Origin of the sequence: Stenotrophomonas sp. NPDC077420 (genome assembly GCF_044543385.1) — a bacterium.
GTDB lineage: Bacteria > Pseudomonadota > Gammaproteobacteria > Xanthomonadales > Xanthomonadaceae > Stenotrophomonas.
On the sequence record NZ_JBITVZ010000008.1, the window covers coordinates 15,310 to 36,120 of the forward strand.

General features: G+C 67.4%; 18 protein-coding genes. 5 read left to right on the forward strand and 13 right to left on the reverse strand.

Annotated elements, in window-relative coordinates:
* Positions 1 to 83 precede the first annotated feature (83 nt).
* A complete protein-coding gene (locus ACIGII_RS09640; protein ID WP_399637144.1) occupies positions 84 to 989 on the reverse strand; it encodes a recombination-associated protein RdgC in 906 nt (301 codons plus the stop codon).
* Between the two features lie 51 nt (positions 990 to 1,040).
* Positions 1,041 to 1,940: a tRNA 2-thiocytidine(32) synthetase TtcA gene (gene ttcA, locus ACIGII_RS09645; RefSeq protein WP_399637147.1), complete on the reverse strand. Its 900-nt coding sequence runs from the start codon at positions 1,938 to 1,940 to the stop codon at positions 1,041 to 1,043.
* Positions 1,941 to 2,036: 96 nt separating this feature from the next.
* Here ttcA and ACIGII_RS09650 point away from each other — a divergent pair, with 96 nt between their 5' ends.
* A complete protein-coding gene (locus ACIGII_RS09650; protein WP_399637149.1) occupies positions 2,037 to 2,240 on the forward strand; it encodes a YdcH family protein in 204 nt (67 codons plus the stop codon).
* A 56-nt stretch (positions 2,241 to 2,296) separates the two neighbouring features.
* Here the strand turns inward: ACIGII_RS09650 and plsB are convergent, their stop codons facing one another.
* The 5 genes from plsB to ACIGII_RS09675 all read right to left on the reverse strand — a co-directional run bounded on the left by plsB (position 2,297) and on the right by ACIGII_RS09675 (position 8,721).
* Positions 2,297 to 4,960, reverse strand: coding sequence for a glycerol-3-phosphate 1-O-acyltransferase PlsB (gene plsB / locus ACIGII_RS09655; RefSeq protein WP_399637151.1), 2,664 nt, complete (start codon positions 4,958 to 4,960; stop codon positions 2,297 to 2,299).
* Positions 4,960 to 5,943: a hypothetical protein gene (locus tag ACIGII_RS09660; RefSeq protein WP_399637154.1), complete on the reverse strand. Its 984-nt coding sequence runs from the start codon at positions 5,941 to 5,943 to the stop codon at positions 4,960 to 4,962. The genes plsB and ACIGII_RS09660 overlap by 1 nt, the downstream gene beginning before the upstream one ends.
* Before the next feature lie 114 nt (positions 5,944 to 6,057).
* Complete coding sequence (locus ACIGII_RS09665; protein ID WP_399637156.1) at positions 6,058 to 6,876, reverse strand: S1 family peptidase; 819 nt, start codon at positions 6,874 to 6,876, stop codon at positions 6,058 to 6,060.
* A 205-nt stretch (positions 6,877 to 7,081) separates the two neighbouring features.
* Positions 7,082 to 7,801 carry an orotidine-5'-phosphate decarboxylase gene (pyrF, locus tag ACIGII_RS09670; RefSeq protein ID WP_399637159.1) on the reverse strand — a complete coding sequence of 240 codons (720 nt, stop codon included), beginning with the start codon at positions 7,799 to 7,801 and terminating at the stop codon, positions 7,082 to 7,084.
* On the reverse strand, positions 7,798 to 8,721 hold the full coding sequence (locus ACIGII_RS09675; protein WP_399637161.1) for a 5'-nucleotidase, lipoprotein e(P4) family: 924 nt from the start codon (positions 8,719 to 8,721) through the stop codon (positions 7,798 to 7,800). The genes pyrF and ACIGII_RS09675 overlap by 4 nt, the downstream gene beginning before the upstream one ends.
* A gap of 110 nt (positions 8,722 to 8,831) precedes the next feature.
* On the opposite strand from ACIGII_RS09675, the gene ACIGII_RS09680 reads away from it, so the two are divergent.
* From ACIGII_RS09680 to ACIGII_RS09690, 3 genes are read left to right on the forward strand one after another with little or no spacing between them, the layout of a single operon-like run.
* Positions 8,832 to 9,497, forward strand: a complete 666-nt coding sequence (locus tag ACIGII_RS09680; RefSeq protein WP_399637163.1) for a YceH family protein — start codon at positions 8,832 to 8,834, stop codon at positions 9,495 to 9,497.
* A gap of 25 nt (positions 9,498 to 9,522) precedes the next feature.
* Positions 9,523 to 10,650 (forward strand): AAA family ATPase, encoded by a 1,128-nt coding sequence (locus ACIGII_RS09685; RefSeq protein ID WP_399637165.1) that lies wholly within the window; start codon positions 9,523 to 9,525, stop codon positions 10,648 to 10,650.
* Positions 10,647 to 11,321: a DUF4276 family protein gene (locus ACIGII_RS09690; protein ID WP_399637168.1), complete on the forward strand. Its 675-nt coding sequence runs from the start codon at positions 10,647 to 10,649 to the stop codon at positions 11,319 to 11,321. The genes ACIGII_RS09685 and ACIGII_RS09690 overlap by 4 nt, the downstream gene beginning before the upstream one ends.
* Positions 11,322 to 11,331: 10 nt before the next feature.
* Here ACIGII_RS09690 and ACIGII_RS09695 read toward each other — a convergent pair whose 3' ends face one another.
* Both ACIGII_RS09695 and ACIGII_RS09700 read right to left on the reverse strand, forming a co-directional pair.
* A complete protein-coding gene (locus ACIGII_RS09695; RefSeq protein WP_399637171.1) occupies positions 11,332 to 11,865 on the reverse strand; it encodes a GNAT family N-acetyltransferase in 534 nt (177 codons plus the stop codon).
* 154 nt (positions 11,866 to 12,019) lie between these two features.
* Positions 12,020 to 13,996 (reverse strand): UvrD-helicase domain-containing protein, encoded by a 1,977-nt coding sequence (locus ACIGII_RS09700; RefSeq protein WP_399637174.1) that lies wholly within the window; start codon positions 13,994 to 13,996, stop codon positions 12,020 to 12,022.
* A 117-nt stretch (positions 13,997 to 14,113) separates the two neighbouring features.
* On the opposite strand from ACIGII_RS09700, the gene ACIGII_RS09705 reads away from it, so the two are divergent.
* Complete coding sequence (locus ACIGII_RS09705) at positions 14,114 to 14,734, forward strand: thymidine kinase (RefSeq protein ID WP_399637177.1); 621 nt, start codon at positions 14,114 to 14,116, stop codon at positions 14,732 to 14,734.
* Positions 14,735 to 14,773: 39 nt separating this feature from the next.
* Here the strand turns inward: ACIGII_RS09705 and ACIGII_RS09710 are convergent, their stop codons facing one another.
* The 4 genes from ACIGII_RS09710 to mutM form a co-directional block, all read right to left on the reverse strand.
* Entirely contained in the window at positions 14,774 to 16,375 is a 1,602-nt protein-coding gene (locus ACIGII_RS09710) for a glucan biosynthesis protein (protein ID WP_399637178.1), read from the reverse strand.
* Between the two features lie 48 nt (positions 16,376 to 16,423).
* Entirely contained in the window at positions 16,424 to 19,273 is a 2,850-nt protein-coding gene (locus ACIGII_RS09715; protein ID WP_399637180.1) for a protein kinase, read from the reverse strand.
* A gap of 78 nt (positions 19,274 to 19,351) precedes the next feature.
* A complete protein-coding gene (locus tag ACIGII_RS09720; RefSeq protein WP_068848134.1) occupies positions 19,352 to 19,918 on the reverse strand; it encodes an ECF-type sigma factor in 567 nt (188 codons plus the stop codon).
* Between the two features lie 65 nt (positions 19,919 to 19,983).
* Positions 19,984 to 20,796 (reverse strand): bifunctional DNA-formamidopyrimidine glycosylase/DNA-(apurinic or apyrimidinic site) lyase, encoded by an 813-nt coding sequence (gene mutM, locus ACIGII_RS09725; RefSeq protein ID WP_399637182.1) that lies wholly within the window; start codon positions 20,794 to 20,796, stop codon positions 19,984 to 19,986.
* Between the last annotated feature and the right edge of the window lie 15 nt (positions 20,797 to 20,811).

A 20,811-nucleotide genomic window follows, 5' to 3' on the forward strand; every position in this document is an offset into this window, starting at 1 on the left:
GGGGCTCTGCCCCGCTGCCGGGATCGGCGCACGGCGGGCTCCCGTGCAGCGGGGCAGAGCCCCGCTCTACGGCGTTGGGCGGGTCAATCCGCCTTGCTGAGCTTGAACGCGTCTTCCAGCAGCAGGAACAGGCGGCGCACTTCGCCGCTCTGCAGCGCGAAACGGGCGTCCAGCTCGGCGCGGCGGCCGTCTTCGTCGGCATGCTCGAGCTGGTCCAAGGCGCCGTCCAGGAACTTCAGCTTGCGCACGATCAGGTCATCCCCGAGCACGAAGGACAGGTTGTCCTCGAACACCAGCGCCAGCTTGGTCACCTGCTTGCCGGCGTCCAGGTGCTTGTCGATCTCGTCGCAGCGCAGTTCCTGGTGCTGGCACTTGACCACCGCACCGCCCTCGGCCGGGTCCTTCATCTCGCACTCTTCGCCCAGGCTCAGACCGGTAGGCAGCGGTTCGCCGGCGATCCACCCGGTCAGGATCGAGCGCGGTGCCACTTCGGCGTTCAACGGCATGGCCGGGAAGCTGCCCAGCAGGCCGCGGATGTCGGACATCATGTTTTCGCCCTTCTTGCTGCTCGAGCAGTCCACCGCCACGTAGCCGTGGGTCAGGTCGACCAGCGCGTCGGTACGCGAGCTCTTCACGAAGGCACGCGGCATCAGCTCATGCAGCAGGTCGTCCTTCATGCGCTTGCGCTCGCGGCCCCCCGGCTTGCGGCCTTCCTTTTCCTCGATTTCCTCCAGCTTGCGCGCCAGCAGGTCGTTGACCACCGCGCCCGGCAGGATCTTGTCCTCACCGCCCACGGTCAGCCATAGCGCGTCGCCGACGCGGTGCGAGAAGACTTCCTTTTCCTCCCGCCCAAACGGCGAGATGAAGCCGCGCGAAGACATTTCAAGCGGCCCCACCGGCTTGAGCAGGACCTGCGGCAGCAGGGTGTCGACCTCGGAGAAATCGGTGGCGGTGGGGAAGCGGAACAGCGTCAGGTTGCGAAAGAACATGGAGATCCGGGATGAAGTCGTGAAGGGAAATGGCGACGGCAGCGGTGGCGCTCAGGCCAGCGCGTCGGCCTCGCCAGGGTCGGCGGCGGCGTCGGTCCAGGCCGACGGCGCATCAGGCGCAGGCGCGGTGCGGCCCAACGCCATGAAATCGAACAGGGCCGGGTCGGCCAGCTGCGAGGGATGAATGTTGCCCAGCGCGCGCGCGATCTGGTCGATGCGCCCGGGGTGCTGCTGCTCCCACTGCTGCAGCATCTGCGCGACCTGGCGGCGTTGCAGGGTGTCCTGGCTGCCGCACAGCGTGCACGGGATGATCGGAAACGCGCGCGCGTCGGCGTAGGCCTGGATGTCGCTCTCGCCCACGTACGCCAGCGGCCGGATCACCACGTGCCGGCCATCGTCGCTGCGCAGTTTCGGCGGCATCGCCGACAGCTTGGCGTGGTGGAACAGGTTGAGGAAGAACGTGGCCACGCTGTCATCGCGGTGGTGGCCGAGCGCGATCTTGCTGAAGCCGTTTTCCGCCGCGTGCCGGTACAGCGCGCCGCGCCGCAGCCGCGAGCACAGCGAGCACATCGTACGGCCTTCGGGAATCACCCGGCTGACCACCGAATAGGTGTCCTGTTCGATGAGCTGGTAAGCCACGCCAATCGAGGCCAGGTACGCCGGCAGAACGTGGGCGGGGAAGCCGGGCTGTTTCTGGTCCAGGTTCACCGCCACCAGCTCGAACGCCACCGGCGCCTTCTTCTGCAGCTGCAGCAGCACGTCCAGCAGGGTGTAGCTGTCCTTGCCGCCGGACAGGCAGACCATGATGCGGTCACCGTCCTCGATCATGCCGAAGTCGGCGATCGCCTGGCCGACCTGGCGGCGCAGCCGGCGCGCGAGCTTGTCCTGCGCGGCCGCGGCCGCGCGCGGGGCGCGCGGGGTTGGATCGGGCAAGGGCAGGACGGCGGACATCCCTGCATTCTACCGGCTCGCAGCCACGGCCATCGGTGCCTGGACGTGACTGCGTTCACTCCCGGTCGCCACGCCGGGTGTGTATGCTCCATCTCTGTGGATACCTATACGCCCCAGGAGATCGCAGAGCGACTTGTCGTGCTCCGGCAGGAGCACCGCGAGCTCGACGTCACCATCGAGCGCATGGCCGCCAACGGCCAGGACGAGCTGGAAGCCAAGCGGTTGAAGCGGCGCAAGCTGCAGTTGAAGGACTGCATCGCCAGGCTGGAAGACATGCTGATTCCGGACGAGCCGGCCTAGACGGGCAACCGGGCGTCCACGCGGCATGCGGCGACCGGGACGGTCGCCACCCCCCTTCAATCCTGGGCCACCGGTTCCTCGGGTTTTGCCGCTTCCGGGCTGACCCGTTCGATGGTGTGGCGCAGCTCGCGGCCCAGGATGAACTTGGCGTCCTTCGCCCAGGCATCCAGGCGTTCGTCGAACAGCAGCTTGCTGTTCTCGTCCGGCCACACCAGGCGCAACTCGCGCATCTTCTGGATGAAACCACGGAACAGGGTACGGTCGAAGAACTCCGGCGCCGCTGGGGCGTACAACAGGCTCAAGCGCTGTGCGGCCTGCTGGCACAGGCTTTCCAGTTCGGCTGCACCGAGCGTGCCCGGGCCGTTCTTCACCAACACTGAAATCGCGATGTAATAGCGCTCGAATGCCTGCTGCAGCGAATGGCCGATGGCACGCAGGCGGAACACCTCGTCGGTCTGCCCGGTGTTGCGCGCCAGGATGCCGCCGTCGTCGTCATTGACGTTCTGCAGCAGGCCTTCGCGCACGAACACTGCGATCGTCTGCTCGATGCGCTGGGCGAACTGGTCTTCGGTCCACGGCAGGAACAGCTCGGCCTGCAGGAACGGGTACACGGTACGCCCCAGCTGCACCAGGCCGGCGCGGCTCATGCGACGGTTGTTCTGGAAGCAGCACGCCACCCACGACGACGCGGTGAACAGGTGGATGACGTTGTTGCGGAAGTAGCTGAGCAGCACCGCGGTATCGCCACTGACGCTGAGCACGTCGCCGAGCGGGTGCTTGACCCGGGTCAGCACGTTGATTTCCTCGGCGTGCGCGATGATCCGCTCCGGCGAATGCGGTGTGACCGTAACCCGGTCCGAGTACGGCATCTCGACCAGCAGGGTCTTGCACAGCTCGATCTGGGCGATCAGGTCCGCTTCGCCCATCGCGTGCTTGGGCGTGGACAGCAATGCCAGTGCCAGCAGGTTGATCGGGTTGACGTCGGCGGCGCCGTTGATATGCACCTGGATGCGTTCGGCCAGGTGGTCCACCGTGCCCGACAGCCAGGCCGGCTTCTCGTCCTCGCCCACCGGCGCGCCATCCCAGTCCGGCGCCTGCCTGGCCAGCACGTCGTTGAGCGCGATCGGCTCGCCGAAGTTCACCACCACCTGCCCATAGTTCTGCTTGAGCACCTTGGGAATGGACCACAGCAACTGCCAGATCGATTCCTTTTCCTTCGGCCGCCCGGACAGTTCGTCCAGGTAGCTGCCGCCTTCCATCAGCTTCTCGTAGCCGATGTACACCGGCTGGAACAGCACCGGCTTGCGCGGCTGGCGCAGGAACGCGCGCAGCGTCATCGAGATCATGCCGCCCTTGGGCTGCAGCAGGCGCCCGGTACGCGAACGCCCGCCTTCGACGAAGTACTCGATCGAGTAGCCGCCGGCCACCAGCTGCGCCACGTATTCGCTCAGCACCGCCGAGTACAGGGCGTTGCCGCGGATCGAGCGGCGGATGAAGAACGCGCCGCCCTTGCGCAGCAGCGTGCCCACCACCGGAAGGTTCAGGTTGATGCCGGCCACGATGTGCGGCGGCACGATGCCACGGTCGTACAGCAGGTAGGACAGCAGCAGGTAGTCCATGTGGCTGCGGTGGCTGGGCACGTAGACCACTTCATGGCCCGGTGCGGCGGCCTTGAACTTGTCCAGGTGGTGCACCAGCACGCCGGCGTAGATCCGGTTCCAGACATGGCTGAGCATGAAGCTGGCCGAACGCACCACTGGGCTGGAATAGTCGGCGGCGATTTCCCAGGCGTAGGCGTGCGCCTTCTTCCAGGCATCGGCCGGCTTGGAGTTGTCCCGCTTGGCCTGGGAGGCGATCGCCTCGCGCACGGTGTCCGCTTCCAGCACCTTGTCCACCAGCAGGCGACGGGTGGACAGGTCCGGCCCGATCACCGACTCGCGGATGCGGCGGAAGTGGGTGCGCAGCACGCGCTGCAGCTTGCGCACGGTGCGTTCGGGGTCCAGCCCCTCGTCCACGGTGGCGCGCAGCGAGATCGGCGGGGCGAAGCGCACGATGGTGCTGCGGCCATTGAGCAGCACCGCCAGCAGCCGGCGGAAGCGGCCCACCAGCGCCCAGTTTTCCGAGAACAGCACCGCGAACCAGCCGCTCTGCTTGTCCGGCGCACGGCCGACGAAGATCGATACCGGCACCAGGTTCACGTCCAGCTCGCCACGCGCGCGGTGCGCCTGCAGCACTTTGGCCAGCGAATCGGAATGGGTCTTGGCGCCACGTTGTTCGGGAATCAGCGAATTGCTGCTGCTGCGCCGCGACAGCGCCAGATAGGCGCGCCTGCGCCCGGTCGGATCGCCGGCGATGGGCACCAGCGGCGAGGGCAGGCCGGCCTCGCGGCAGGCCTTGTCCAGGATCAGCGCGTTGGACAGACCGTAGTCTTCCAGCACATACACCACCGGGCGGCCATCGTCGTACTGGCCGGGGTGTTCGGGTTCGATCTTCAGCGACAGCCACGGTTCGACCAGCCGGCCAAGCAGGCGCGCCCACCAGGGGCGGCGACCGGACGGCGCGCGGGCGACCGGGCCGAACGGGCTGGGCACGATCACCGCAGGGTCTCTGGCGTCCACCGACGCAGGCACGGTGTCGGGCGGCGCGGACGGAGCGTCCGGCGTCCTGGGCGGCTCTTCGCCGGGAAAAGGCAGGGGATTCTGGTTCGGCATCGGCTTCATTATGGCTTAGCCGGTGCGGAAGCACCTTCCTTGACCTGGGCGGCGGCCTCTGCATCGGCGGCGTTCCGTGCTTCTTGTTCAGCTTTTGCGGCCGCGGCGGTGGCTGCATCGGCCGCAGCCAGCAGCGCGTCGGTCTCTTCCAGGGTACGCGACAGGTACCAGTGGCCGTCCCGGCGGGTCATGCGGACCTGGGCCTCGATCTGTTCGCCGGCCAGGGGGTACTGGATCCGCAGCAGCGCGCTGTCGCCCTCCTGCGACACCACTTCGCCACGCAGCCCGGCCATCGCGTCGTCCAGCGACAGCCCATAACTGGCCAGCGCGGTCTTCAAGCCCTTGGCGAACGGCCCCAGCCGGCGCAGGCTTCCCTCCATGCCTGCGGCCTGCAACTGCGCGTCGGTGGACAGCCCGGCGGTGCGTGCGGTCGCGGTCAGCAGGGTGATGGTGGTCCTGGCGCGCTGCTTGTCGGTCAGCGGGGCGGCCGCGGCCCAACGGCTCAGTGCGTCCACCACCTGGCTGTAGTGGGCGCGTTCGGTCTCGCTGTAGTCGGTCTGGTTGCGAAGGTACTGCACGCCAAACAGCCCCATCGAATGCGCGGCCTGGCGCACGCCGGCGGCCTGCCCGGCGATCTGCGCGTCGAACGAGCGCTGCAGGCGCTGCGGCGCGTCCGGGGCCGACAGCGCCGCCAGCATGGGCAGCAGCTGGCCATCCAGCGGCAGGTCGGTCAGCGGCCAGCGGCTGTGGCCATTGGCCCAGGCGGCCTGCAGGCGGGTGTACTGGGCGGGCGGTACCGACGCGCGGGCGTAGCCGACCAGATCATTGTCGACCACGTGGCGGGCGATCTGCTGCAGGGCCGCGACCGGTTCGGCCGCAGGCGCGTCCGGGTCGATCGTGTCGCGCTTGCACGCGCCCAGCAGCAGCACGCCGCACAGCGACAGCGGGATCAACCAGGGTCGGTAACGCCCTGTCATCAACGGCATGGACATGAATTCGGACTTCCCCGGACCGGTCCGCATCTTGCGGCCTGCGTCCCGCAGCGGCAAGCCACCCTGCCCGCCGGGGCCGGCAGGGGGAGTGCAACGTGTTGTTTCTGCTGGAATTCAGTCACCCGTCCAGGTGGTTTGTAGGAAATCGCGCACATAGCCATGCGACAACCGCGCATACACCCCGGGCAGGCCGGGCAGGGCGCAGCCCTCACCCCAGCTGACCGTGCCCAGCACCGTCCAGCGGCCCTTGCGCTGCACCAGCAACGGGCCGCCGGAATCGCCCTGGCAGCTGTCGATGCCTTCGGCTCCGGCACAGATCACCGTACCGGCCTGCAGCTGGGGGTAGGCCCGGCGGCAGGCACTGAACGCCACGAAGGGGGTCTGCACGGTCTGCAGCACCGTGGGCCGGGCATCGGCGGGGAATTCGGTCGCGCCCCACCCGACCACGGTGAAGGCGCGCCCCGGACGCAGGTAGGCGCTGTCGCGACCGAGCAGCGGCTCGGCCGGTTCGACGCCCTTCACCGGCCGCTTGAGCTGGATCAGCGCGACGTCGTTGAGCAGGTCGCGCGCGTCGAACGCGGGGTGCACGTGGATCGCCTTGATGTTGGAGGCGCGGCGGCCGGGGGATGTCTTCAGCGTGGTCTGCCCGACCAGCACCGCCAGCTGTGCCGGCTGCGCGTCTTCCACGCAATGCGCGGCGGTCAGCACCCAGGATGGCGAGATCAGCGTGGCCCCGCAGATATGCCGCGCACGGTCGGAATCGCCCCGCCCCAGCTGCTGCAGGCTGGCCATGAACGGATACTGCCCGGGCTCGGCATCGGTGCCGCCAATGATGCGGGGCGTGGCCTCCGGCTGTGGCGAGGCGAATGCGGGAAGGGAAACAGCGGAGACCATCAGGCCGAACATCCAGGCCGGCCGGAAACAGATACGCATGCAGCAACTCCTTTGCGGAAAGTGGAAACGACAGGCACGGCACCGAAGGCGCGTGCCGGTTCGATTCGACGGCAAAGGAACGGACGGGACTGCGGTGTACGTCCCGTTTCCGCGCCGGCACGGACGTGCTGGCGATTGATGGTTTCTTTTCTGCAAACCAGCGCACTACTCAACCGGGATGGCGTTCCATCCCGGCGCGCGCGGATCAGCCGCGCGCGCGGCGGATTTCGTCCTGGATGGCCAGGGCGGCGGCACGCGGATCGCTGGCCAGACGGATCGGGCGGCCGACCACGATGGCATCGGCGCCGTCGGCAAACGCCTGGGCCACGCCCACGGTGCGCTTCTGGTCATCGCCGACCGGGCCGCCGGGACGGATGCCCGGGCACACGATCGAGAACCCCGCGCCGGTGGCGGCGCGGATCGGGCCGGCTTCCTGGCCGGACGCGATCACCCCGTCGATGCCGGCGGCCTGGGCGGCCAGCGCGCGCTCGACCACCACCTCCACCGGCTCGCGGTCGATGCCCATGCCGCGCAGGTCATCCCGGCCCATCGAGGTCAGCACGGTCACTGCCAGCAGGCGCATGTCGCTGCCGTTGGCGGCCGCGCAGGCCTCCATCATGGCCGGGTGCCAGCCGTGGATGGTGGCGTAGCTCACCGGCCACTGCGACAGTCGCTTGATCACCGCCGCAGCGGTGGCCGGGATGTCGAAGAACTTCAGGTCGACGAACACCCGCTTGTCGCGTGCGGCCAGCGCGTCGAGTACGTCGAAGTACTCGCCCGATGCCAGCAGCTCCATGCCGATCTTGTAGAACGACACCGCGTCGCCCAACCGGTCCACCCAGGCCAGGGCTTCGTCGCGGCCTGGCACATCGAGCGCGAAGATCAGCCGTTCCTCATCGCCCAGCGTCAGCGGCGCCCGGCTCACGGCGCGTAGTCCAGGGCTGCGCGCTTGGCGTCATGGCGGGCCTGGCGCGACTGGCTGTAGTCGTTGTTGAACTGGGCCGGCTCGAAGCCGCCGTAGGTCGGGTTGGGCAGCATCCACCAGCGCTCGCCGAACCAGTCGTGGTATTGCTGCAGCAGGGCATCGCGACCGTCGTTGGTGTTGGCGGTGACTTCCACGAAGTCGCCCAGCTGGTCGCCGAACTGCATCAGCACGCGGTACTGCTGTCCGGCCAGGCGGCGGCGGCAGTTCTTTTCGCTGCCGGCCTGCTCGCAGTCCTTGACCACGGTGCCCAGGCCCAGGAACACGCTGTCATCGGCCACCGGCAGGCCTTCGGCGCGCAGGTTGGCCAGGGTGGCGTCCTTCAGGTGCACGGCGCGGTTGGAGATGTACAGCAGGGTCACGCCCTTGGCGTTGGCCGCCTTGGCGAAATCGACGACGCCGGGAATGGCCCTGGCCTTCTTTTCGGCCACCCACTGGTCCCAGCTCATTTCGTCGTACTCCCTGCCGTCGCGGACCAGGCGGGCCTGGTAGGGCGAGTTGTCCAGCACGGTCTCGTCCACGTCCAGCACCACGGCCGGCTTCAGGCCCTTGGCGGCATTGCCGCGTTCCTCGGGGACCAGCGCATCCCAGTTGGCTTCCTTCAGCGCCTTGTCCAGGTGATCGGCGGCGGCGCGGTAGGTCTGTTCGGTGATCGCCCGGTACTCCTGCGAACGCTGCATCCACAGGACCGCGTTGAGGTTGTCGTTGGCAGCCACGGCGGCATCGGCCTTCGCGGCCGGCGCAGCGGCAGCGGCAGCCGGGGCCGGCGGGGCGGCGTCGGCGGGGGTTTCGGTGCGCTTGCACGCCGCCAGCGCCATCACGGCACAGGCAAGCACGGACAGGGAAACAGCGGTACGACGCATGGGAATCACCAGAACGGAGTGGCGCCAGTTTACCGGCTTGGCCGCTGCGGTTCATGCCGGTCGCGGGGCTCGGCTATGCTGCACGCCCCAGAAACACCCGGAGCGCCCCGATGACCGATGACACCCAGACCCCTGCCCTGCCCGTGCTCAGCGCGGCTCAGGCGCGCGCCTTGGGCTGCCTGATCGAGAAGGAGGCCACCACCCCGGACGCCTACCCGCTCACCGTGAATGCCACCCAGGTGGCGGCCAACCAGAAGACCGCGCGCGAACCGGTGATGCAGCTGTCCGCCGGCGATGTGCATCACGCACTGCGCCAGCTGGAAACCCTGGGCCTGGCCCGCCAGCAGTTCTCCTCGCGTGCCGAGCGCTACGAGCACCGCGCCGGCAGTGCGCTGGACCTGACCCGCCAGCAGCTGGCGATCCTGGGCCTGTTGCTGCTGCGCGGCCCGCAGACGGTGAACGAACTGCTGACCCGCAGCGAGCGCCTGTTCCAGTTCCAGGATGCGGACGAAGTGCGGCATCACGTGGAGCGGATGATCCAGCGCGGCCTGGCGGTGCAGCTGCCACGTGCCGGCGGCCAGCGCGAAGACCGGTACATGCACCTGCTGGCCGGCCCGGTGGATGTGCAGGCGCTCGCCGAGCAGTACAAATCCGCACCCTCCAGCGGCGGCGGCAATGCCGCGCTGGAAGCGCGCGTGCAGGAGCTGGAAACCACGGTGGCCGCGCTGCAGGAACAGGTGGCTTCTTTGAAGGATCAGATTGGTCCCGTACACTGAACCAATCACTGGAGCAACAGCGACCATGAGCCGAAAAAATGCAATTTCGAAGCTCACTATCAAAGGCTTTAAATCGATTCGCTCACTCGATCGATTTTCCTTGTCCGATCTGAATGTGTTGCTCGGCGCAAATGGTGCCGGCAAGAGCAGCTTCGTGTCTTACTTTCAGATGCTTAGTGCCATGATGGATGGTCAGCTGAAGGCGTGGACGCTGAAGCAGGGATCCGCGGATCGGGTACTTAGCTTTGGAGTGAAAGAGACACAGGAGATTAGCTCCTTCGTCAAGTTTGGCCTAAATGGCTACAAGTTCACGTTGCACCCGACCAGCGAAGAGACATTCGTTTTTGAGCGCGAGCGTCTCTTCTTCGACGGCCCACTCCATGGACCAACGTGGATTCCTCTGGATGCCGGTTACACCGAAGCACGCCTACCCAAGGTGTATGAGAAGGAAACGCTGGAAGCCGGATTCAGACGGGATGCCGCCAAGTATTGTTATGAGTCCATCTCGAACTGGAAGGTGTATCACTTCCATGACACTAGCGACACCGCATTGGTGAAGAGATCCAGCTCGGTTGCCAACGGTGAGGAACTTGACTCAGATGCAGGGAACTTGGCTGCCTTCCTTTATCGTCTCCAAGAGGAGGAGACGGAGGTGTACGAGAACATCCGGCGCACTATCAAACTGGCGATTCCGTATTTCGAGGATTTCCGCCTTCGGCCCCGCAAGGGTAAATCCGACGACGAAGTGGTACGGCTGAATTGGCGACAGACTGATAGTCGGTATATTTTTTCGCCTAGCCAGCTTTCAGACGGCTCAATACGCTTCATTTGCCTTGTCACCGCGCTATTGCAGCCCGACCCACCTTCAACGATCATCATTGACGAGCCGGAGCTTGGCTTGCATCCCTATGCAATCACTCTGCTAGGGGCGCTTCTTAAGTCCGCCGCAAGTCGTATGCAGGTAATTGTTTCAACTCAGTCAGTTCCACTCGTGAATGAGTTCTCGCCGGAAGATCTGATCATCGTTGAGCGCGATCAGGGAGAGACTGTCTTCAAACGGCTGGATGAAGATAGCTTGGCGAGTTGGCTGGAAGAGTACTCATTAGGCGAGCTTTGGGCTAAGAATGTGCTTGGGGGGCGGCCAAGGACATGACCAGGGTGCACGTAATCTGCGAAGGCCAGACCGAAGAAACGTTCGTAAATGAAGTTTTGCAGCCGGCTCTTTCTCCGGCGGGCGTCTACCTGTTCCCGGCTCTCCTTGGCCGCCCAGGCCATAAGGGAGGAAATGTGGGCTTTGAAAGGGCCCTCCGCGATATACGGCTTCGTCTGTTGGGTGATGTTGAAGCTCACTGCACCACATTTTTTGACTACTACGGAATAAATCCCGCTTTCCCCGGACGGTCGGAGGCGCAATCCCATTGGCCTGCTGAACAAAAGGCGCGTCTGCTGTGTGAGAGCTTTGCGGCAAGGGTTCACGAAAGACTTGGGGACGGTGCTGCCAGCCGATTCATCCCGTATGTACAGATGTACGAGTTTGAGGGTCTTCTCTTTTCCTGCCCCCGTAGATTTTCCATCGGAATCGGAGAGCCCGATCTTGAGACGTCGTTTACCCAAGTTCGGCAGAGTTTTACGACGCCTGAGCACATCAATGACAGTATTCACACGGCACCGAGCAAGCGTGTAAGCGAGCTTTGCAGGGCGTACCAGAAGCCAGTCCACGGAGTCTTGGCTGCGCTCGAGATCGGCGTTGATGACATTCGCTTGCAGTGCCCGATCTTCGATGGCTGGCTGGCCGAGATAGAATCGCTGGGCCAGGCGGTGTAGTAGCGTCCGTTCACACCGTCGGCGCACCGGGCGTGGCGAACAGGAGCAACACTTCTTTATCGCGCGGCGCCGGCAGGCGCAGGTCGCCGCGGTCTTCCATGCCCAGCTTGCGCAGCAGCGCGGCCGAGCGAAGGTTCTCCGGGGCCACGATGCCGTACAGGTCCGGGTAGCCCAGCACGTCACGCGCGTAGTGCATCACCCCGCGCGCGGCTTCGAACGCGTAGCCGTTGCCTTCGTACCGTGCCAGCAGCGCATAGCCCACATCCGGCGCGGGCAGCCCATCGCGGCGCACCAGCCCGGCGTTGCCCATCCATGCCCCGTCACTGCGGCGGATGATGGCGTACATGCCGAACCCATTGAGCGTGTAGCTGCCCAGGACGCGTTCGGCGGTGTAATCACGCGCCTGCGCCAGGGTACGCACGCCACGGTCGGCGATATGGCGGATGAAGCCCGGCTCGTTGAGCAGCGCCAGCATGTCCGCGGCGTCATGGTCGGGATCGATCAGGCGCAGGTGCAGGCGTTCGGTCTGGATCACGGCGGACATCGCGTCGCTCGCAGGCAGGAATTGGCCGATTGTGCAGGCTGTCGGAACACGTGGGTAGAGCCGACTGTCAGTCGGCTGCCTTCTGCAGGCGCCGCGCGTAAGGCAGCCGACTGACAGTCGGCTCTACAGCGTCGGCGGCTGATGCTGGATGACGTCAGTCGAACAAGGCTTCGATCGCCGCCAGCCCGGCGCTGGCGCGCTCCTTCTTGCGCGCGGCATCGGCTACCGGATCGGCACCATCGCGCTGCATTTCCTCGGCCGGAATCTCGTCGAAGAACCGGCTCGGCTTGAGCCGCACGTGCTCGCCGAACTTCCGGGTCAGCTTGCTGTGGCTCATCCACAGCTGCACCTTGGCGCGGGTGATGCCCACGTACAGCAGGCGCCGCTCTTCCTGCAGGTTGCCTTCGTCCAGGCTCACCTGGTGCGGCAGCACGCCGTCTTCGCAGCCCACGATGAACACATACGGGAACTCCAGGCCCTTGGACGCGTGCAGGGTCATCATCCGCACCTGGTTGCCACCGTCGTCCTTGTCATTGCGCGACAGCAGCGCCAACTGCGCGGCCAGGTCGGCGGTAGAAGCGCCACGCGGGCCGCCTTCGAACCACTGCGCCAGCTCTTCCAGATTGGCCAGCCGGCGCTGGTACACCGACTCTTCCTTGCAGGTGCTGCGCAGTTCGGACACCAGCCCCGAATCCTTCACCAGCTTGCGCACCAGGTCGCCCGAGCTCAGCTTGGGCATTTCCGCGCGCAGGTCTCGCAGGATGTCGGTGAAGCGGCTCAGGCTGTTGGCGGCGCGCGGCGGCAGCTGCGCCAGCGCGCCGATCGCCTCGGCCGCATGCGCCATCGGCAGCTCCTTGTCCGAGGCCAGCTCGGCCAGCTTGGCCAGCGTGCCGGCGCCCACTTCACGCTTGGGTGACTGCACCGCGCGCATGAAGGCGGTGTCGTCGTCGGGATTGACCAGCAGGCGCAGCCACGACAGCGTGTCCTTGACCTCCTGCCGTTCCAGGAACGCGGTGCCGCCGGTGATGTGGTACGGCGCGCGCACCAGCTGCAGCGCCTTTTCCAGCGGCCGCGACTGGAAGTTGCCGCGGAACAGGATGCAGAAGTCGCTCCATGGAATCTGCTTGGAGGTGGCCAGGTAGGAGATCTCGGCGGCGACCTTCTCCGCCTCGTGTTCGCTGTTGCGGCACTCCCACACGCGGATGCGTTCGCCGTCGGCCTGGTCGCTCCACAGCTTCTTCAGGTGTTCATGCGGGTTGTTGGCGATCAGCGCGTTGGCCGCGCGCAGCACGCGGTTGGAGCAACGGTAATTCTGCTCAAGCTTGATGATTTCCAGCGCCGGGTAATCGCGCGCCATCTGCTGCAGGTTTTCCGGGTTGGCCCCGCGCCAGGCGTAGATGGACTGGTCATCGTCGCCCACGCAGGTGAAATTGCCCGCGCTGCCGGCCAGCTGCTTGAGCAGCCGGTACTGCGCATCGTTGGTGTCCTGGCATTCGTCGACCAGCAGGTAGCCGATGCGTTCGCGCCACGCCAGCGCGATGTCGGGGTGTTCTTCCAGCACCTGCACCGGCAGCCGGATCAGGTCATCGAAGTCCACGGCATTGAACGCGGTCAGGCGCAGCTGGTAGCGCTCGTACACGCTGGCCGCTTCCTTCTCGCGGTTGCTGCGCGCCGCCGCCATCGCCTGCTCGGGCGAAAGGCCGGCGTTCTTGGCCCGCGAAATCAGGTTCTTCACGTCCTCGATGTCGTCCGGCTTGGCGCCGTACATCAGGTCCTTGACCTGCGAGGTGGAATCGTCGGCGTCGAAGATCGAGAAGCCGCGCTTGAGCCCCACCGCAGCATGTTCGATCTGCAGGAACTTCAAGCCCAGCGCATGGAACGTGCAGATGGTGACGTCCTCGGCATCACCGCCCTGCAGGCGCTTGGCCACGCGCTCGCGCATTTCCTTGGCGGACTTGTTGGTGAAGGTGATCGCCGCGATGCGCTTGGCCGGGTAACGGCGGGTGCTGATCAGCTGGGCGATCTTTTCCACGATCACGCGCGTCTTGCCGCTGCCCGCACCGGCCAGTACCAGCAGGGGACCTTCGCAGTGCAGCACTGCCGCGCGTTGGGGGGGATTGAGACCGTGCATGCCTTCTCCGTGGGTGCCGCATTGTAACGGGCGGAGGACCCGGCTGGCCGGCTGCGGCGGCGCCGGTGAACCGGTTCAGGGTCCTGCATCGGGAGGGGGGGCGGATTAGAATGGCCCATGGCCAAGCTCTATTTCTATTATTCGGCGATGAACGCCGGCAAGACCACCACGCTGCTGCAGTCGGCGCACAACTACCGCGAGCGCGGCATGCGCGTGGCGATCCTGACCCCGCGCCTGGACGACCGCGCCGGGCGCGGCGTGGTGGCCTCGCGGATCGGGTTGAAGGCCGATGGCATCGCGTTCGACCGCGACACCGACCTGGAACAGTTGATCCGCGCCGACATCGACGCCCACGGGCCGCTCGGCTGCGTGCTGGTGGACGAGGCGCAGTTCCTCAGCCGCAGCCAGGTCTGGCAGCTCAGCGAAGTGGTCGACCAGCTGCGCATTCCGGTGCTGTGCTACGGGCTGCGCACCGACTTCCGCGGCGAGCTGTTCGAAGGCAGCCAGTACCTGCTGGCCTGGGCCGACGAGATGCAGGAGATCAAGACCATCTGCCACAGCGGCAAGAAGGCCACCATGACCGTGCGCGTGGACGAGCACGGCCACGCGGTGCAGGACGGCCCGCAGGTGGAGATCGGGGGCAACGAACGCTACGTGTCGGTCAGCCGCGCCGAGTTCAAGAAGATCACGCGCGGCGAAAGCCGGATCGACCCGGCCCAGGCGCGGCTACCCTTGTAGACGCGCCGGTAGGTACCGACCGTTGGTCGGTACCCCCTCTCAATACAACGTCCGCTCCGGCGCCCCCGCCGGCGGCGGGCTGTACTGGTACAGCCAGGTTTCCGTCAGGGTCTTGCCACCGCTGCGCAGGTACAGGCGGATGTCGATCTGGTCGGTGCTGTCGTCCGGTGGCACCAGGTCGAACATGGCGCGGTACCCCTTGATCTCGCGCAGCGGGCGCGCGGAAATGGTCTCGGTGCGGCCACGGCTGGCCTGGACCACCGCTTCCACCTCGCCCTTGTCGATCAGCGCGGCCAGTTCGCCGCCGGCAAAATCCACCGCGAAACGCCACGAGAAATACCCGCGCTTCTTGCCGATCACCCCGCCCAGCCCGGTGCGGGTGGCCACGGCCTGCGCCAGCGGTGGGCGGGCCGGCGGTTCGGCCCCCCAGTACAGCCGGTAGCCGATCAGCATTTCCTGCCCCGGCTGCGGCTTGGCTTCCGGGTTCCAGAACGCCACGATGTTGTCGAAGGTCTCGTCCACGGTGGGAATTTCGACCAGCTGCACCGAGCCCCTGCCCCACTGCCCCTTCGGCTCCACCCACAGGCACGGGCGCTTCTCGTAGAACACGCCGTCGTCCTGGTAATGGTCGAAGTTGCGGTCGCGCTGGAGCAGGCCAAACCCCTTCGGATTGTTGTCCACGAACATGTTGAAGCGCAGCTGGCGCGGGTTGGACAGCGGTCGCCAGATCCATTCGCCGGCACCGGTCCACAGGGACAGGCCGTCGGTGTCGTGGATCTCCGGGCGCCAGTCCCAGGCCATGCGGCGATCGTTCTCGCCGACCTGGTACATGCTGGTGCACGGCGCGATGCCCAGGCGCTCGATGGCCTTGCGCGGGTAAAGCGCCACGTCCACGTCCATCAGCAGCACATCGCCGTTGGTGATCGCGAAGCGATAGGCACCGGCCACGCTGGGCGAGTCCAGCAGCGCGTACACCACCAGGGTGTTGGAATCGGCGGCAGGCTGCTCGAGGAAGTAGGCGATGAAGTCCGGGAATTCCTCCGGCCGGTCCATGCCGGTGTCGATCGCCAGGCCACGCGCGGACTGGCCGTACTGGCCTTCCTTGCCGACGGCGCGGAAGTAGCTGGCACCCAGGAACGCGGCGAAATCGCGGTCGGTGTCCTGGCGGGTATTGAGCCGGAACCCGGCGAAGCCGAGGTCGGCCGGCAGCTGGCCGTTCTTCAGGCCGCTCTTGCCGTAGTTGAACGCCGCCGGGTCATAGGCCAGTTCCTGCGCTTTGCCATCGACCACATCGAACATGCGCACCGGCGAATGGAAGTACAGGCCCAGGTGGAAGAACTTGGCCTGGAAACGGCCCGGCTGGTCGGCCCACAGCGCGTGGTCCTGACGGTAACTGATCGACTGGTACTGGTCCCAGTCCAGCGCTTCCAGCGGGCCCGGCAGGGTGCGGCGATGGGTCTTGTACGGCGCCTCGGACAGCGCGCGCGCCTGGCCCTTGAGGATGGCGAAGTCGAACGGCTGCGGCTGCCCCAGCCGGCGCAGGCCTACCTGGCTGCCTTGGGCGGCGCAGGCCGGCAGCGCGGGAAAACCAAGGGCGGCCAAGGCCAGGGAGGCGTTGCGGATGAAGTCGCGTCGTTGCATGCAGGCAGCGATGGGCAGGAAAGGTCGGCCATCATAGGCACGCAAACGTTAATTCGTCGCCGTGGCGCGCCATTCGCGTTCAGGCACGCGGCCGCAGCGCTTGAGCGCCTCTTCGATCTGGCGGGAAAGGCGGCCCCCCTGCGGGCGCTGCCCGCGCACCTCGGCCTGCAGGTGCAGCAGGGCGTCGCGACCGCGTGCCGGGGCCTGCGCGCACTCCAGCTGGCCCAGCGCTACCCGCGACAGCCAGCGCAGCTGTACGCTGCGCGGGTCCAGGGCCTCGCCCTGGGTCAACGGCTGCAACGCACGCTGCGCTTCCACCGGCTGGTCCATGCGCAGCAGGTTGCGGGCCCAGGCCAGCTGCACCGCCTGCCGCTGCAGGCGCGCGTCCGGCCCGCCGCGCGTGGACTGGCGCATCAACGCCGCCAGCCGGTCGCCCGCCTGCCAGGGATCGACATACTCGCCGATGATCTCGGCCATCCTGCGGTCGGCACGCTGCACCTGCGGATCATCGTCGCCGCGTTGCGCGGCCTGCCACTGCCGGCCCTCGCGAAGCGCCGCCAACGCGTCCTGCCAACGCCCGGCTTCGGCCAGCGCGTTGCCGTAGTCGTACAGTCCCTGGGGCAACAGACCGATGCAGTCCGGCTGCCGCCAGATCGCCACCGCACGCGCGAAGGCGTCCACCGCCTGCGCCGTCTCCCCGCGCTCCAGCGCCACCCGGCCCAGCGCGTGCCAGGTCTGGCCGGTGTCGCGGTGCTGCTCCCCCAGCGCCTTGCGGGTCAGCCGGTGCACCTGCTGCAGCGCCTGTTCGGCCTGGGCCAGGTCGCCGCGCTGCAGGGCCAGGGTGGCGCGCAGGCGCCGGATGGTCAGGGTTTCGGGATGGTCGGCACCGTACAGCGTGACCGCGTCTGCCAGCGCCGCGCCCAGGGCCCGTTCGGCGGCGTCCAGGTCGCCCTGCGCGGCCAGGGTCTCGCCCAGGTGGCGATGCAGGGTGATCAACTGCGGGTGGCGGTCGCGGGTGCCCTGCGCCAGCAGCTGCAGGGCCTGACGATACCCGTCCAGCGCCGCCTGTGCGTCGCCCTCGTCGCTGTCCAGCGCGGCCAGGTCGGCCAGGCTTTCGGCGGTGCCGGTGGCATCGTGGATGCCGTCGCGGCGCAGTGCCAGTGCCCGTTGAAACGCCTCGCGCGCCTCGTCGCGGTACCCGAGCAGCTGCTGGCAGCGACCCAGCTGCGCGTGATACTCGGCCACCAGCGACGGCAATGCCTCGCGCTGTTGGTCGGCCAGCACCTGCAGCGGCAGCATGTGCGCCACGCACTTGCGCGAACGGCCCAGCATGCGCAGCGCGCGGCCGCGCTGGGTCACCGCTTCCAGCTGCAGGCCGGGCGGCACCTCCTTGACCTGCTCCAGCAGCGCGCGTTGCCGGTCCAGTGTCTCCAGCGCCAGCGCGTAGTCGCCGATACCGATCCGCAGGCGCCCGATCACCCCTTCCAGGTCGGCCAGGGACAGGGGTTGGCCGGCCAGTTCGGCCTCGCCGCGCTGCTGCCCGGTGGCCAGCAGCTGGCGGACATCGAAACTGCCGTGGCGCACGCTGGCGGCGCGGTCGAACAGGCCGATGGTGAACTCCTGCATGGCCTGCGCGCGCGCGATTTCGCGACGTGCCTGCTGCGTCTGCCACGCCGCCAGCGCGGCCAATGCGGCCAATGCCAGCATCGCCACGGCGGCCAGGCCCACGCCCCAGCGATGCCGGCCCAGGTACTTGCGCAGGCGGTACAGCGATCGCTGCGGGCGCGCGTGGATGGGCCGCCCCTCCAGGAAGCGCTGCAGGTCCTGGGCCAGTGCCTCCACCGAGGCATAGCGCTGCGCGGGGTCCTTCTGCAGCGCCTTGAGCAGGATCGTATCGAGGTCGCCGCGCAGGCGCCGGGCCAGGCGCCGCGCCGCCGGCGTGGCCGCCGCGTCGGTGATGTCGCCGCGCAGCAGCACGCTGGAGGCGCGTGGCGCATCCACCTCCAGGATCGACCGCTCCCACTCCGAGTCGCTGTGCCGGCGCAGGCGATAGGGCTTGCGCCCGGTGATCACCTCGAACAGCACCACCCCCAGCGAATACACATCGGTCAGCGTGGTGACCGGCTCGCCCCGCACCTGCTCCGGTGCGGCGTAGTGCAGGGTGAAGGCGCGCGCTTCGGTCGGCGGGTGCGCGGCGTTGGGGCGCGCCTGCTCGTCGTCGAGCAGCTTGGCGATACCGAAATCCAGCAGCTTCACTTCACCAGCGGCGGTGACCAGGATGTTGGACGGCTTCAAGTCGCGGTGCACGATCAGGTTGGCGTGCGCGTGGCTGACCACCGCGCAAACCTGCAGCATCAGCTGCAGGCGGCGTTCCAGCGGCAGCTGCAGGCGCTGGCAGTAGTCAGTGATCGGCTCGCCTTCCACGTAAGCCAGCGCCAAGTAGGGCTGGCCCTGCAGGTCCACGCCGGCGTCGAGCAGCTGCGCCAGGTGCGGATGCTGCAGACGCGCCAGGATTTCGCGTTCGCGGCTGAAACGCTGGCGCAGACCGGGGTCGGCGTAGCCGCTGCGCAGCAGCTTCAGCGCTACCTGGCGCTGGTACAGCCCGTCGGCCCGTTCGGCCAGCCAGACTTCGCCCATGCCGCCTTCGCCCAGCTGTCGCAGCAACCGGTACGGACCGATGTGGGTGCCGGCGCGGCTGTCTTCCGGTGCGGCGGTCCACAGCGGCTGGGCCAGGAATTCCTGGCTTTCCTGCTCGTGCTCCAGCAACCGCTCCAGGTCGTCGGCCAGCGTCGCGTCGGCCACGCGCAGCTGCGCCAGGCGTGCGGCGCGCTGGTCGTGGGGTAGTTCCAGCAACTGATCCAGCAGCGTCGACAGCTGCCGCCAGCGCACTGCGTCCATCGTCCCTTCCCCGGGCGCTGTGTTGCCACCGTGCACATCCGCCCGCGCCCTCGCGCGGGAACCCGACTGCCGCCGTGCTCAGTCCTCGCGGACCGACGCCAGCAGGAACATCCGTGCCTTCTGCCAATCGCGCCGGATGCTGCGCTCCGAGCGCTGGCACAGATCGGCGATTTCCTGTTCCGACAACCCCGCGAAGTAGCGCAGTTCCACCACCTTGGCTAGGTGCCCGTCCACCGCCTGCAACCGCGCCAGCGCCACATCCAGCGCCAGCAGGTCTTCGTCCAGGCGCACGCCGCTGCTGCTGTTTTCTGGAATTTCCGCCACGCGCTTGAGATCGCCACCGCGCTTGCGCGCCAGCCGGTTGCGCGCGTAATCCACGACCACGCTGCGCATGGCCGAGGCGGCATAGGCAAAGAAGTGCGCGCGGTCTTCAAAGCGCGCCGCGCCGCGTGCCCCCAGCAGCTTGAGGTAGGACTCGTGGACCAGCGAGGTGGCATCCAGGGTGCGCCCCTGCTGCCCGGCCAGCTGGCGCCGGGCCATGCTGTGCAGTTCCTGGTAGAGCAGGGTCAGCACCCGGTCCAGCGAGGCACGGTCGCCCGACCGGGCCGAATCCAGCCATACGGTGATATCCGGGCTTTCGTCCATCGCACACCCCCGCCGGTGACGTTGCGCCGACTATACCGCCGGTTCCGGTCCGTGCGTACGACGGGTCAGCGCTGGCAGTGACCGCACCAGACGCTGGCGCGCTGGCCGATGGTGGCGTGGCGCAGCAGCCGCCCGCACTGGCGGCAGGGCTCGCCTTCACGCCCGTAGACCAGCAGTTCCTGCTCGAAATAGCCCGGCGCGCCATCGGGATTGATGAAATCGCGCAGCGTGGTGCCGCCGCGGGTGATGGCATAGGCCAGAATCTGCTTCACCGCCGTGGCCAGGCGCTGGTAGCGCTCTCGCGAGATCTTCCCCGCCTCGCGCAGCGGGTTGATCCCGGCCATGAACAGGCTTTCGGCGGCGTAGATGTTCCCCACCCCCACCACGATGCCCTGGTCCATCAGGAAGGTTTTCACCGGCGCCTTCCGGCCCCGGCTGCGCTGGAACAGGTAGTCGCCGTCGAAGGCGTCATCCAGCGGTTCCGGGCCCAGCGTGGCCAGCAGCTCATGGGTTTCCCCCGCCGGCTGCCAGAGCAGGCTGCCGAAGCGGCGCGGGTCGTTGAAGCGCAGCAGGCGGCCGTTGTCCAGGCTGATGTCCACGTGGTCGTGCGCGCGCACGGGGGTGTCACCGGGCAGCACCCGCAGGCTGCCGGACATGCCCAGGTGCAGCAGCGCGCTGCCGATGGCCGTATCCAGCAGCAGGTACTTGGCGCGGCGGCGCACGCCCTGGATGGCCTGCCCCGGAAGCAGCTGGCTGATTTCGTCGGGAATCGGCCAACGCAGGTCGGGCCTGCGCAGGATCACGCCGTGGATGCTGCGGCCTTCCAGGTGCGGGGTAAGGCCGCGGCGGGTGGTTTCGACTTCGGGGAGCTCAGGCATACCCACATTGTAGAG

What these genes read in the sequence shown, in the direction of transcription:
- ACIGII_RS09640 (WP_399637144.1), bottom strand. Translation starts at nt 989, where the DNA reads ATGTTCTTTCGCAACCTGACGCTGTTCCGCTTCCCCACCGCCACCGAT.
- ttcA (WP_399637147.1), bottom strand. Translation starts at nt 1,940, where the DNA reads ATGTCCGCCGTCCTGCCCTTGCCCGATCCAACCCCGCGCGCCCCGCGC.
- plsB (WP_399637151.1), bottom strand. Translation starts at nt 4,960, where the DNA reads ATGAAGCCGATGCCGAACCAGAATCCCCTGCCTTTTCCCGGCGAAGAG.
- ACIGII_RS09660 (WP_399637154.1), bottom strand. Translation starts at nt 5,943, where the DNA reads ATGTCCATGCCGTTGATGACAGGGCGTTACCGACCCTGGTTGATCCCG.
- ACIGII_RS09665 (WP_399637156.1), bottom strand. Translation starts at nt 6,876, where the DNA reads ATGCGTATCTGTTTCCGGCCGGCCTGGATGTTCGGCCTGATGGTCTCC.
- ACIGII_RS09675 (WP_399637161.1), bottom strand. Translation starts at nt 8,721, where the DNA reads ATGCGTCGTACCGCTGTTTCCCTGTCCGTGCTTGCCTGTGCCGTGATG.
- ACIGII_RS09680 (WP_399637163.1), top strand. Translation starts at nt 8,832, where the DNA reads ATGACCGATGACACCCAGACCCCTGCCCTGCCCGTGCTCAGCGCGGCT.
- ACIGII_RS09685 (WP_399637165.1), top strand. Translation starts at nt 9,523, where the DNA reads ATGAGCCGAAAAAATGCAATTTCGAAGCTCACTATCAAAGGCTTTAAA.
- ACIGII_RS09690 (WP_399637168.1), top strand. Translation starts at nt 10,647, where the DNA reads ATGACCAGGGTGCACGTAATCTGCGAAGGCCAGACCGAAGAAACGTTC.
- ACIGII_RS09695 (WP_399637171.1), bottom strand. Translation starts at nt 11,865, where the DNA reads ATGTCCGCCGTGATCCAGACCGAACGCCTGCACCTGCGCCTGATCGAT.
- ACIGII_RS09700 (WP_399637174.1), bottom strand. Translation starts at nt 13,996, where the DNA reads ATGCACGGTCTCAATCCCCCCCAACGCGCGGCAGTGCTGCACTGCGAA.
- ACIGII_RS09705 (WP_399637177.1), top strand. Translation starts at nt 14,114, where the DNA reads ATGGCCAAGCTCTATTTCTATTATTCGGCGATGAACGCCGGCAAGACC.
- ACIGII_RS09710 (WP_399637178.1), bottom strand. Translation starts at nt 16,375, where the DNA reads ATGCAACGACGCGACTTCATCCGCAACGCCTCCCTGGCCTTGGCCGCC.
- ACIGII_RS09715 (WP_399637180.1), bottom strand. Translation starts at nt 19,273, where the DNA reads ATGGACGCAGTGCGCTGGCGGCAGCTGTCGACGCTGCTGGATCAGTTG.
- ACIGII_RS09720 (WP_068848134.1), bottom strand. Translation starts at nt 19,918, where the DNA reads ATGGACGAAAGCCCGGATATCACCGTATGGCTGGATTCGGCCCGGTCG.
- mutM (WP_399637182.1), bottom strand. Translation starts at nt 20,796, where the DNA reads ATGCCTGAGCTCCCCGAAGTCGAAACCACCCGCCGCGGCCTTACCCCG.